At 67.2% G+C, this 12,220-nt stretch carries 9 protein-coding genes; 2 read left to right on the top strand and 7 right to left on the bottom strand.

Annotated elements, in window-relative coordinates; genetic code table 11:
* The first annotated feature begins 1 nt into the window (after position 1).
* A complete protein-coding gene (gene folD / locus AB4Y42_RS32340; RefSeq protein WP_368690101.1) occupies positions 2-901 on the top strand; it encodes a bifunctional methylenetetrahydrofolate dehydrogenase/methenyltetrahydrofolate cyclohydrolase FolD in 900 nt (299 codons plus the stop codon).
* 41 nt (positions 902-942) lie between these two features.
* Entirely contained in the window at positions 943-2,415 is a 1,473-nt protein-coding gene (locus AB4Y42_RS32335) for an aspartate aminotransferase family protein (RefSeq protein ID WP_368690102.1), read from the top strand.
* A 61-nt stretch (positions 2,416-2,476) separates the two neighbouring features.
* Here the strand turns inward: AB4Y42_RS32335 and AB4Y42_RS32330 are convergent, their stop codons facing one another.
* The 7 genes from AB4Y42_RS32330 to glyA are packed head-to-tail and all read right to left on the bottom strand — an operon-like array spanning position 2,477 to position 12,157.
* Entirely contained in the window at positions 2,477-3,463 is a 987-nt protein-coding gene (locus tag AB4Y42_RS32330) for a CoA ester lyase (protein WP_368690103.1), read from the bottom strand.
* Between the two features lie 33 nt (positions 3,464-3,496).
* Positions 3,497-6,418, bottom strand: a complete 2,922-nt coding sequence (locus AB4Y42_RS32325; RefSeq protein ID WP_368696443.1) for a phosphoenolpyruvate carboxylase — start codon at positions 6,416-6,418, stop codon at positions 3,497-3,499.
* Positions 6,396-7,301: a succinate--CoA ligase subunit alpha gene (gene sucD, locus AB4Y42_RS32320; RefSeq protein ID WP_368690105.1), complete on the bottom strand. Its 906-nt coding sequence runs from the start codon at positions 7,299-7,301 to the stop codon at positions 6,396-6,398. Before sucD ends, AB4Y42_RS32325 begins: the two co-directional genes overlap by 23 nt.
* A gap of 10 nt (positions 7,302-7,311) precedes the next feature.
* The gene (locus AB4Y42_RS32315) at positions 7,312-8,490 is read right to left on the bottom strand and encodes a malate--CoA ligase subunit beta (RefSeq protein WP_368690106.1); all 1,179 of its coding nucleotides are present in this window, start codon (positions 8,488-8,490) and stop codon (positions 7,312-7,314) included.
* 44 nt (positions 8,491-8,534) lie between these two features.
* Complete coding sequence (locus tag AB4Y42_RS32310) at positions 8,535-9,491, bottom strand: D-2-hydroxyacid dehydrogenase (RefSeq protein WP_368696442.1); 957 nt, start codon at positions 9,489-9,491, stop codon at positions 8,535-8,537.
* 46 nt (positions 9,492-9,537) lie between these two features.
* Positions 9,538-10,806, bottom strand: a complete 1,269-nt coding sequence (locus AB4Y42_RS32305; protein WP_368696441.1) for an aminotransferase class V-fold PLP-dependent enzyme — start codon at positions 10,804-10,806, stop codon at positions 9,538-9,540.
* A gap of 55 nt (positions 10,807-10,861) precedes the next feature.
* On the bottom strand, positions 10,862-12,157 hold the full coding sequence (gene glyA, locus AB4Y42_RS32300; RefSeq protein ID WP_368696440.1) for a serine hydroxymethyltransferase: 1,296 nt from the start codon (positions 12,155-12,157) through the stop codon (positions 10,862-10,864).
* Between the last annotated feature and the right edge of the window lie 63 nt (positions 12,158-12,220).

Below are 12,220 nucleotides of genomic sequence, written 5' to 3'. Positions count from 1 at the left end.
GATGACGGCTCAGATCATCGATGGGAAGCACCTCGCGCGGCGGCTGCGCGCGCGATTTCGCGAGCGCGTCGCCGCGCTGTCCATGCGCGGCGTCGTGCCCGGGCTCGCCGTGGTGCTGGTGGGCGACAATCCCGCCTCGCAGGTCTATGTCGCGAACAAGGTGAAGGCGTGCGAGGAGAGCCGCGTGCGCTCGTTCATGCACCGGTTCCCCGCCACCTGCACGGAAACGGAACTGCTCGAGCGCATTGGCGAGCTGAATCTCGACCCGGCCACGCACGGCATTCTCGTGCAACTGCCGTTGCCGCCGCAGGTGAATGTGCGGCGCGTGCTGGAGAGCATCGTCGTCGACAAGGACGTGGACGGCTTTCACCTGTACAACGTGGGCGCGCTGGTGGTCGGCAATTCGATCTTTCCGCCTTGTACGCCCTATGGCGTGCAACTGCTGCTGGAGACCACGGGCATCGACGTGGCGGGCAAGAACGTGGTGGTGGTGGGGGCGAGCAACATCGTCGGCAAGCCAATGGCGCTCATGCTGCTGCAAAAGGAAGCGACCATCACGGTCTGCCACGCGAAGACGCGCGATCTCGCGCATCACACGATTCACGCGGACATTCTCGTCGTGGCGGCTGGCAAGCCCGGGCTCATCAAGGCGGAGATGGTGAAGGAAGGCGCGATCGTGATCGATGTGGGGATCAACCGGCTGGCCGACGGGCGCATTGTCGGCGACGTCGATTTCGAGGCCGTGCGTGAGCGCGCCGCGTGGATCACCCCGGTGCCCGGCGGCGTGGGGCCGATGACGGTGACGATGCTGATCGAGAATACGCTGCGTTCGGCGGAGCGGTTCGCACAAGGCGAGGCGTTTCATCCAGCGCAGCCGTTCTGGCAGATGACGGCACGCTAGTGGGTACGTGAGTGGCGCGCGAGGCGTGGGAAGGAGCGGGCGTGGCTGAAGGCACGATGGATGCGGACGATGGGCGCGCCGCGCTCGACGCGGCGTATCGTCACGCGCTCGCTTTTTATGGCGCGCGCCATTCGCAGCCGCCTGCCTCGACAGCCAGCTTTGCGACGCTGATGGAAGCATTCGGCGGCCCGACGCCCGAGACCGGCATGCCGGCGCACGAGACGATCGAGCAACTGGCGGAGGCGGCGGGCCCCGGCCTCATGGGCACGGCGGGGCCGCGCTTCTTCGGCTGGGTGGTGGGCGCTTCGCATCCGGCTGGCGTGGCGGCCGACTGGCTCACGAGCGTGTGGGGGCAGAATGCCGGCTGCTACGAGGGCGCACCGGCCGCCGCCGTGGCCGAGCAGGTGGCCGCACAATGGCTGGTCGACCTGCTGCGGCTCCCGCTGGAGTGTACCGTTGGCTTCACATCCGGCGCGACGATGGGCAACTTCGTCTGCCTCGCAGCGGCGCGCGGCGCACTGCTGCGGCGCGTGGGCTGGGACATCGAGGCCGACGGCCTGTTCGGCGCGCCACCCATTACCGTATTTATCGGCAACGAGGCGCATGCGAGTGTGTTCGCGGCATTGCGCTATCTCGGCTTCGGGGAACGCTCAATAGTCAGGATTGCGAATAATAGCGCAGGACGCATGCAGGCCGACGCGCTGCGGGCAGCGTTGGCTCGCAGCAACGGAGCGCCTGTCGTGATCGCGCAGGCGGGCCACATCATGACCGGCGCATTCGATCCGGTAGACGAAATCGCCAGGCTCACGCACGAGCGCGGCGGCTGGCTGCACGTGGACGGCGCCTTCGGCCTGTGGGCGAGGGCGTGTCCTTCGCGCGCGCCGCTCGCGGCCGGCGTCGAGCTGGCGGATTCGTGGGCGACGGATGTTCACAAGTGGCTGAATGCGCCTTATGAGTGCGGCTGCGCGTTCGTGCGCGATGCCGACGCGCATCGGCGCGCCATGACGATAGGCGCGGGCTACCTGCCGAGCGCCGCTGACGAGTCTATCCGCGATCCGCTTCATTACGCGCCGGAGCTCTCGCGCCGCGCTCGCGGCTTCGCGCTGTGGACGCTGCTGCGCACGTTCGGCAGACGCGGGATCGCGGCGATGGTCGAGCGGCACTGCGTATTCGCACAGCATCTCGCGCGCCGTCTTGCTGCTGAGCCTGGCGTCGCGGTGCTCAACGAAGTTCAGTTGAATCAGGTCGTCGTGCGGTTCGGCGCAGACGAGCCGGCAGCGCGCGGCGACGCGCTCACGGACTTGACGATCGCGCACCTCCAGCGAGCCGGTGTCTGCTTTGCAACGGGCGCGCATTGGCGGGGGCGCCGCGTCATGCGCGTCTCGGTGACGGCCTGGCCAACCAGCGGCGATGATATCGAGCGCAGCGCCACTTCGATGATCGAGTCATGGCGGGCGGTGCGGCTAGCGTACCGGAATGCGGCCGACACCCCGGCAGACGCGGCGCACGTATAGCGCCCGCAGACGAGCATGCGGGCACGCGCTCGCCATATGCCATCGGCGAGCGCGGCGGGCGTCAGCGCTTGCCCTCAGACGCCGCAATCGCCCGCGCCGAGGAAAGCAGCGCTTCGGCCATGCGGATGCTGGCCGCATCGATCAGTCGTCCATCGAGCGACACCGCACCCTTGCCGTCCTTCGCAGCCTGAGCCATCGCATCCATGATGCGCTGCGCGCGTGAGACTTCGGCGTCGCCTGGCGTGAATACGCGGTTCGCGAGCTCGATCTGCGAGGGATGGATCGCCCACTTGCCCTCGTAGCCCAGCACCGCCGCGCGCTTCGCGGCCGCATCATAGCCGTCCGGGTCGCTGAAGTCGCCGAACGGGCCGTCAACCGGCCTCAGTCCATACGCGCGGCAGGCCACCATCATGCGCGTCTGCGCCGCGTGCCACTGATCGCCCCAGAAGTACGCGCGCTTGCCGTGCTCGTCCTTGTCGCTCAGCACGCCATAGTCGCGGTTCACGCCGCCGATCACCGTGGTGCGCGCACGCGTGGAGGCCGCGTAGTCGGCCACCCCGAAGGACATCGCTTCGAGCCGCCGGCTCGATTGCGCGATCGCCTCGACGTTGGCCATGCCGAGCGCCGTTTCGATCAGCACCTCGAAGCCAATGCGCCGCGTGCGCCGCTTCGCCGTCTCGATCTGCGTGACGAGCATGTCGATCGCATAGACGTCCGCCGCCACGCCCACCTTGGGAATCAGGATCATGTCGAGCCGGGGGCAGGCCTCGACGATGTCCATGACGTCGCGGTACATGTAATGCGTATCTAGCCCATTGATACGCACCATCATCGTTTTCGCGCCCCAGTCGATATCGTTGAGGCCTTCGATGATGTGTTTGCGCGCCTGCTCCTTGTCGTCGGGGGCGACCGCGTCTTCGCAGTCGAGAAAAACGATGTCGGCGGCGGAGCGCGCGGCTTTTTCGAACATGGCCGGATTGGAGCCGGGCACGGCGAGCTCCGAGCGGTGCAGGCGCGGCGTGGCGGGTTCGATCGCGGTAAAGCTCATGGGTCATCTCCTCGATGATGGGACTCGCGCGGCTTAGCCCGTCGCGCCGAATCCCGATGCGATGCAGTTGATGGACAAGAGCAGCGGCACCAGATAGCCGCGGCGTTCCTGATCGGTGCTGGCCGCGCGGTAGAGGCGCAGCAGCTCGATCTGCTGGCGGCTCACCTGGTTGATGGCCGGCAGCCGCCGCGTGAGCCGTTCGCGAAACTGCGGGAAGCGCTCCGCAAGCTCGGCGCTGCTGCTCACCTTGAGCACCATCTCCACGGTGAGCCGGTACTCCGCCTCGATCTGCGTAAACACCGCCTCGCGCAGGCGCGCGTCCGGCACGAGGCTCGCGTAGTCGCGCGCAATCTCCAGATCGACCTGGGCGAGCGTCTTTTCGACCTCGTCGACGATCAGCCTGAACAAGCGCGATTCGCTGAACATCCGGCGCAGCAGGTCGAGTCCGCGCTCCTGGCGGACCGCGATAAACGCGCTTATCGCGCTGCCCACCCCATACCAGCCCGTGAGCGCGTGGCGGTTCTGCGACCACGCGAACACCCACGGAATCGCACGCAGATCGTGCAGGCTGCGGGCGCCGAAACGCCGCGCGGGACGCGAGCCCATATTCAGCATCGAGAGCTCTTCGAGCGGGCTCGCCGACTGGAAATAAGCGATCAGCTCGGGCTGCTCCATGAGCTTGACGTAGGCCGCGCGCGACGCGCCCGACAGCGCCTCCATCGCGTCGTCGAATTCGCCTCGCGGCCGCAGTTCGTCTTCGCGCTCGGACTTGAACGTGTGCTCGAGCACGCTCGAGGCGAGCAGCTCCACGTGATACTGCGCGGTGCCGCGGTTCGCGTACTTGTACGAGACGACTTCGCCCTGCTCGGTCACACGAAAACGCCCGTTCACGGAGCCCGCGGGCAGCGCCGCGATGGCACGGCCCGCGGGCACACCGCCACGGCTCACCGAGCCGCCGCGGCCGTGGAAGAAGGAGATCGCGATGCCTAGTTCGCGGCCCACGCGCGCGATCTTCGTTTGCGCCTTCGAGAGCTCCCAGTTGCTCGCGAAAAACCCGCCGTCCTTGTTGGAGTCCGAGTAGCCGATCATGATTTCCAGCACGCCGCCCTGCGCGCGAATGCTGCGCTTGACCATCGGCACGGCCAGCAGTTCGCGCAGGATCTCGGGCGCGCGGCGCAAGTCGTCGATAGTTTCGAGCAGCGGAACGACCGGCAGCGTGCAGCTTTCCACGCAAGCGGCATCACTGAAGAGGCCCGCCTCCTTCGCAAGCAGATAGACGCCAAGCACGTCGGTGGCGTGGTGCGTCATGCTCAGGATGAACGCGCCGAAGGCGTTGCGGTCCACCTGCTCGCGCATCGTGCGGACCATGCGGAAGATCTGCAGCGTTTCCGCTTCGACCTCGGGCAGTGCGAGGGTGGCGTCGTCGCCTTCCTCGCCTGGCTGACGATCCTGCGCGTGCGGACGCGCCAGCTCCGCGAGCAGCCACGCTTTCCAGGCCGCGGACTGCAAGTCGGGCGGCTCGGCGCCAGGCGCGGCGCGTGCGTGCCAGAGCGCGAGCAGCGTCTTGTTGATGATCGTGGAGTTCTCGCGCAAATCGAGCTGCACCGTGCAGAAGCGGAACGTCTCCACCTCGTGGCGTAGCGGCCGCATATACGCGACGCAGAGCCCGTCGCTGCCCGTTGCGAGCAGCGCCTGCTCCATTGCCCGCAACTCGGCGGCCAGTTCATCCGCGCTGGCATAGCCGCCCGGCACGGGCGTGCCGGCGCCGCGCCGCTGCGCGTCGGCGAGCGTCGCGTCGAGCTTGCGCAGCATGCAGGTCAGATACTGGCGGAACACCTCGCCGGGATTGCGCGTGGCGATGGCCGCGCCGTCGCCGCTGTGTTCCAGTGCGCGCGCCAGTTCCGTGCCGAACGCCTCGGGCACGGGCAGGGCCTCGGCGGTGATGCTGAGCGTTTGCGCCAGTTCGGCGATGCGTTGCCGGTAGCGCTTGAGACACGCAAGGCGGTTCTCGTGCAGCGTCGCGCGCGTGACGTCGTTGTTGACGAACGGATTGCCGTCGCGGTCGCCGCCTATCCACGAGCCGAACTGGAAGAAGCGCGGCATCTCGAAGGGCTCGCCCGGGTAGAACTGGCGCAGTGCGTCTTCGAGGCGCTCGAACAACAGCGGCACCGCCTCGAACAGCGTTTCGCCGAAGAAGTGCAGCCCCCATGCCACTTCCTGCGCGACCGTGGGCTTCTCGCGGCGCAGCTCGCCGCTCATCCAGAGCAGTTCGATCTCGTTGCCAAGCTGCGCGACGAGCGCGCGGCGCTCGCGCGGCGTCCAGCGCGGCGACTCCAGATCCATCAGCTTGCGATAGATGCGCCGGTGGATTTCGAGCACCGTGACGCGCTTGGCCTCGGTCGGGTGCGCGGTGATGACCGGGCGGATCTTCAGGTGCTGAAGCACCGTGCGCACTTCGTCGGCGGGCACGCCCGCCGCAGCCGCGTCGGCCACCACGCGCGCGAACGATGCCGAAAGCCGCGCATAGCCGCTCTCGATCTCGATTTCGCGGCGCCGGCGCATGGCGGTGCTCTGCTCGGCGACGCTCAACAGCTGGAACCAGATGCCCTGGGCCTGCAGGCTGCGCCGCCACACGGCGCGTGATACGTCGGGAGGCAGCGGCTCGCCGCGCAGCGCCCGCTCGACTTGCGGCTGGCGGCGCCGCGCCACGTCGCACAGCAGGCCGAAGAGTAGGTCGACCACACAGGGTTCGTAGGACTGGGCATCGAGCGCGGGCAGCGCCGCAGAAGACGCGGCGAGGCGCTCGAGCGCAGAGGAGGGAGGGGACGCGGCGGCTGGGGCGTGGCGCGGCGCCTCCACGCCGCGCGGCGTCACAGCCGGCGTATCGTGCCGCGCTTCGGCACGTGCTTCGCCCCGGGCGGCCTCTGCCGGCTCAAGCGACGCGGCGGGCATCATGATGAGCCAACGCGAGCGCGACCGTGGAACCCAGCTCGGAGGCGCTGGGTGCGACAAGGAGGCCGTGCGACTTCATGATCTCGGCCTTTTCCGCGGCGCTGTCGCCCGCAGCCGAGATGATGGCCCCCGCATGGCCCATGCGCCGCCCCTTGGGCGCGGTGAGCCCGGCGACATAGCCGACCACGGGTTTCGTCATGTTCTCCTGCACCCAGCGCGAGGCCTCCGCTTCCTGCGGGCCGCCGATCTCGCCGATCATGATCACCGCCTCGGTTTCGGGGTCGTTCTCGAAGAGCCGCAGATGGTCGAGGAACGAGCTGCCGTTGATCGGATCGCCGCCTATGCCGACGCTCGTCGTCACCCCGAGCCCGAGGTCGTTGAGCTGCGCGGCGGCTTCGTAGCCGAGCGTGCCCGAGCGCGAGACGATGCCGACCGACCCGCGCCGGTAGATGTTGCCCGGCATGATGCCGAGCATCGCCTTGCCCGCGCTGATGATGCCCGCGCAGTTCGGCCCGACCAGCATCGTGCGCGTCTCTTTCGGATAGCGCAGAAGGTAGCGCTTCACGCGCATCATGTCCTGGGCCGGAATGCCGTCGGTGATGCAGCAGACGAGCTGCAATCCCGCATCGGCGGCCTCCATGATGGAGTCGCCGCAGAAGGGCGGCGGCACGAACACGAGGCTCGCGGTGGCGCCCGTGGCCTGCACGGCTTCCTTCACCGTGTTGAAAACTGGGCGCTCGAGGTGGCGCTGGCCGCCCTTGCCGGGCGTGACGCCGCCCACCACGTTGGTGCCGTACGCGATCATTTCCTTCGCGTGAAAGGTGGCCTTGTCGCCGGTGAAGCCCTGCACGATCACGCGGGTGTTTTCGTCGATCAAGATGCTCATGGTTGCGCTCCTATTTGCTCTTTCTGGCGCGATGCGCCTTCGACGCCTCGACGGCCTTCTGGGCCGCTTCGAGCAGCGATTCGGCCGCGATGATCGGCAGCCCGCTCTCGCGGATGATGCGGCGCCCCTCTTCGACATGCGTGCCCGCGAGCCGGACCACGAGCGGCACGCGCAGGTTCTTTGCGGCCTGCACGACGCCCTCGGCCACCCAGTCGCAGCGGTTGATGCCCGCGAAGATATTCACGAGGATGGCCGAGACGTTGGTGTCCGAGAGCACGAGGCGAAAGGCTGCGGCCACGCGCTCGGGCGATGCGCCGCCCCCCACGTCGAGAAAATTCGCGGGCTCGCCGCCGGCGTACTTGATGGTGTCCATCGTGGCCATCGCGAGCCCGGCGCCGTTGATGATGCAGCCGATGTCGCCCTCGAGGCCCACGTAGTTGAGCCCGAACTGCGCCGCCTCCGATTCGCGCGGGTCCTCCTGCGAGGCGTCGCGCATCTCCGATACATGCGAGTGGCGGAACAGGCCGTTGTCGTCGAACGTGACCTTGGCGTCCAGCGCGATCACGCGGTCGTCGGCGGTCACGACGAGCGGGTTGATCTCCACCATCGTCGCGTCGAGGTCGCGAAACGCCCGGTACGCGCCCATGATCGCCGCGACGGCGCGGCTCACCTGCTTGATGTTCAGGCCGAGACCGAAGGCCAGCTCGCGTGCCTGGAACGGCTGCAGGCCCACCGCCGGTTCGGCGATCGTCTGCAGAATGGCCTCGGGGTTCGTGCTGGCCACCTCCTCGATATCCATGCCGCCCTGTGCGGAGACGATCACGCGCACGCGCTCGGTCTTGCGGTCGAGCACGATGGCCAGATAAATCTCGCGCTCGAACTTCTCGGCCACTTCGATATACACGCGTTCGACGACCTTGCCTTCCGGGCCCGTCTGCGCGGTCGCAAGGCGCTTGCCGAACAGCGAAGCCGCCGCCTCGTGCACGTCGTGATACGTTTCGCACAACTTGATGCCGCCCGCCTTGCCGCGCGCGCCCGAGTGGATCTGCGCTTTCACGGCCCAGTGCCAGCCGCCCAGCTCGGTGGCGCAATACACGGCCTGGTCCGGCGTATAAGCAACGAGCCCGCGCTGGATGGGCACGCCGAAACCGGACAGCAGTTCCTTCGCCTGATATTCGTGAATGTCCATGATGGTCGTTCCATACCGATGAGAAAAGGGATGCCGCCGAGTGCTCAGGCGACCAGATGCTGCGGTTCGCCACTCACGTAGGCCTCCACGTTGTCGATCAACTGGTCGGCGAGAAACTGCATCGCGCCGTCCGACGCCCAGGCCACGTGCGGTGTGAGGATGAAGTTCGGCAGATCGAGTTCGAGGAGCGGATTGCCGGCTTTCGGCGGCTCGGTGCTCAGCACGTCGAAGCCCGCACCCGCGATCAGTCCTTCGTGCAGCGCCGTGGCAAGCGATGCCTCGCAAACCAGGCCGCCGCGCGCGGTGTTGATGAGGAGCGCGCTGCGCTTCATCGTCTTGATCTGATCGAGCCCGATCAGGTTGCGCGTTTCGGGCCGAAGCGGCGTGTGCAGCGAGACGATGTCCGCTTCGCGCAGCAACTGATCGAGCGGCACGAACGCGACATCGCGCGGCTTGTCCTTCGTCGACGCATGCTCCGCGAACAGCACACGCATGCCGAAGCCGCGTGCAATGGCGGCGGTGCCCCGGCCGAGCGCGCCGTCGCCGACGATGCCGAGCGTCGCGCCGTGCAGGTCGCGAATCGGGTGATCGAAGAAGCAGAACTGGTTCGACGCCTGCCAGCGGCCACGCCGCACGTCGTTGCCATAGGCGAGCAGATTGCGCCGCAGCGCGAGGATCAGAGCGAAGGTGTGCTCGGGGACCGTATGCGTGGCGTAGTTGCGGATGTTCGCCACCGCGATGCCGTGCGCGCGGCAGTACGCCGTGTCGATCACGTCGTAGCCCGTCGCGGCCACCGCGATCATCGCGAGGCGCGGCAACTGCGCGAGTGTTTCGGCGCGCAGCGGCACCTTGTTGGTGATCGCGATGGTCGCGCCTTCGAGCCGCCGCACGACATCGTGCGGCGCGGTCACGTCGTACTGCGCCCAGCAATGCTCGAAGGCGGGACGGCGCAGTTTGGCCTTCAATGTGGAGCGGTCGAGAAAGACGATGTCGTGTCGCATGATTTCGGTGTCCTTCCGGTTTGCAGTGTGCGTGGGAAGAAAGCGCTCAGGCCGCGGCCACGCGGCGCAGTGGCTCGACCGACTCCGCGTGCCCGGCTTCCTCGCGTTGCGCCTTGCGTGTGCGGTCGTGGGTGCGCCAGTACTGCGTGGCCGCGCCGGTGCCGCTGCCCGGGCGGACGTCGATGCCCACATCGAGCATGGCCATTTCCGCGCCCGCGATCGCGCTCGTGAGCATCAGCTCGTTGAGGTCGCCGAGGTGGCCAATGCGGAACACTTTGCCTGCCACCTTCGAGAGCCCCGCGCCGAGCGCGAGGTTGTAGCGCCGGAAGGCCACGTCGATCACGTGCGCCGCGTTGAAGCCCTGCGGCACGACAATGGCGCTCACGGTGTCCGAGTGCCACTTCGGCGCCTTCGCGCAGAGTTCGAGCCCCCAGCCTTCGGTGACCGCGGCGCGCACGCCCTGTGCGAGGTAGTGATGGCGCGCGAACACGTTGTCGAGCCCTTCCTCGAAGATCAGTTCGAGCGAGGCGCGCAGGCCGTAGAGCAGCGAGAGGGCCGGCGTGTACGGGAAATAGCCGGTCGCGTTGGCCTTGATCATGTCGCCGAGATCGAAGTAGCAGCGCTTCGACTTCGCATGCTCCATTGCCTTGAGCGCCTTCGGGCTCACGCAGAGAATGCCGAGGCCCGCGGGCAGCATCAGCCCCTTTTGCGAGCCCGTCACGGCGAGATCGACGCGCCAGTCGTCCATGCGGAAGTCGATGCAGCCAATCGAGCTCACGCCGTCCACGAACAGCAGCGCCGGGTGATGGGCGTTGTCCATCGCGTGACGCAGCGCGCCGATGTCGCTCGTCACGCCAGTGGCCGTTTCGTTGTGGCACGCGAGGATGCCCTTGATCTGATGCTTCTTGTCGGCGCGCAGCACCTCTTCGATGCGCTCGACGGGCACGCCTTCGCCCCAGTCCACGTCGACGATCTCGACCTCGAAGCCAAGGCGCTGCGCCATGTCCGCCCACAAGTGGCTGAATTGCCCGAAGCGCGCGACCAGCACGCGGTCGCCCGGCGAGAGCGTATTGGTCAGCGCGGCCTCCCAGGCGCCCGTGCCCGAAGAGGGGAAGATGAACGGCTGCCCGCTCGTGGTCTTGTAGAGGCGCTTGAGGTCGCACAGCAGGCCGTTGGCAAGCTCGGGGAAGCGTGACGAGCGATGATCCTCCATCGACACGACCATGGCGCGCAGCACGGCGTCGGGAATGTTCGTGGGGCCGGGAACAGCGAGGATGTTGCGGCCCGGGATGCGCGTTCCAGTGGTATTCGACATGTCTGTACTCCTATGTAATGAAGAACGGTATCGGTCGGATGATGGCAGTGGCGAATCAGGTTGCGGAGTGGCTCGCCGCCGTGCTGTGGCGCTCTTTGGGCGCATCGCCGTAAACCGGGAAGCGCGTGGTGAGGGAATGCACGGCGTCGGCCACGCGGCGGATCACGAGATCGTTGGCTGGCGCTTCGAGCACGTCGGCGATCAGATGAGAGAGCTGGCGTGCTTCGACCGCGCCAAAGCCGCGCGTGGTCATCGCGGGCGAGCCCACGCGAATGCCGCTAGTGACGAACGGCTTTTGCGGGTCGTTCGGAATGGCATTCTTGTTCACGGTGATGCCTGCACGGCCCAGCGCGGCCTCGGCGTCCTTGCCCGTGATGTTTTTCGCGCGCAGGTCGACGAGAAAGAGATGCGACTCCGTGCGGCCCGAGACGATCCGCAGCCCGCGCTCCTGGAGTGTTTCGGCCATCGCGCTCGCGTTGATCATCACCTGCTGCTGGTACTGCTTGAATTCGTCGCTCATCGCTTCACGGAATGCGACCGCCTTCGCCGCGATCACGTGCATGAGCGGGCCGCCCTGAATGCCGGGGAAAATCGTGGAGTTGAGCGCCTTCTCATGCTCGGCGCTGGAGAGGATCAGGCCGCCGCGCGGGCCGCGCAGCGTCTTGTGCGTCGTCGAGGTGACAAAGTCGGCGATGCCGACCGGGCTCGGGTAGAGGCCCGCCGCGATCAGGCCCGCGTAATGCGCCATGTCGACGAAGAGCCACGCGCCTACGCTGTCCGCGATCGCGCGAAAACGCTGCCAGTCGATCACGAGCGAATACGCGGAAGCGCCCGCGACGATCATGCGCGGCTTGTGCTCGCGCGCGAGGCGCTCGACCTCGTCGTAGTCGATCACCTCGGTTTGCGGATGCAGGCCGTAGGCCACGGCGTTGAAGAGCTTGCCGCTCGCGTTCACCGAAGCACCGTGGGTCAGGTGCCCGCCGTGGGCGAGCGACATACCGAGGATAGTGTCGCCGGGCTTGAGCACGGACAGATACACGGCCTGATTCGCTTGCGAGCCGGAGTGCGGCTGCACGTTCGCATACTCGGCGCCGAAAAGCGTTTTCGCGCGGTCGATAGCGAGCTGCTCGGCCACGTCCACATGTTCGCAGCCGCCGTAGTAGCGTTTGCCCGGATAGCCTTCGGCATACTTGTTGGTGAGCAGCGAGCCCTGCGCCTCCATCACGGCGGGGGACGTATAGTTCTCCGATGCGATCAGCTCGATGTGGTCCTGCTGCCGCACGGACTCCGCTACGATGGCCTGACGCAATTCCGGATCGGTCGCTGCAATGGTCTGCTGGAAGCTGAACATGGGGCACCCTTGTGTGGATGGTCGATGTGGGAAACTTGAGAATGATGGTAGTGGCGCGAGGCC

The sequence above is a fragment of the Paraburkholderia sp. EG286B genome (genome assembly GCF_040965655.1).
GTDB lineage: Bacteria > Pseudomonadota > Gammaproteobacteria > Burkholderiales > Burkholderiaceae > Paraburkholderia.
Note: the sequence above shows the minus strand (reverse complement) of the source record. Positions and strands in the feature narration are given on the sequence as shown.

Bases quoted from the DNA above. Each gene is read 5' to 3' on its own strand.
- folD (WP_368690101.1), top strand. From the start codon at position 2: ATGACGGCTCAGATCATCGATGGGAAGCACCTCGCGCGGCGGCTGCGC.
- AB4Y42_RS32330 (WP_368690103.1), bottom strand. From the start codon at position 3,463: ATGAGCTTTACCGCGATCGAACCCGCCACGCCGCGCCTGCACCGCTCG.
- AB4Y42_RS32325 (WP_368696443.1), bottom strand. From the start codon at position 6,418: ATGATGCCCGCCGCGTCGCTTGAGCCGGCAGAGGCCGCCCGGGGCGAA.
- sucD (WP_368690105.1), bottom strand. From the start codon at position 7,301: ATGAGCATCTTGATCGACGAAAACACCCGCGTGATCGTGCAGGGCTTC.
- AB4Y42_RS32315 (WP_368690106.1), bottom strand. From the start codon at position 8,490: ATGGACATTCACGAATATCAGGCGAAGGAACTGCTGTCCGGTTTCGGC.
- AB4Y42_RS32310 (WP_368696442.1), bottom strand. From the start codon at position 9,491: ATGCGACACGACATCGTCTTTCTCGACCGCTCCACATTGAAGGCCAAA.
- AB4Y42_RS32305 (WP_368696441.1), bottom strand. From the start codon at position 10,806: ATGTCGAATACCACTGGAACGCGCATCCCGGGCCGCAACATCCTCGCT.
- glyA (WP_368696440.1), bottom strand. From the start codon at position 12,157: ATGTTCAGCTTCCAGCAGACCATTGCAGCGACCGATCCGGAATTGCGT.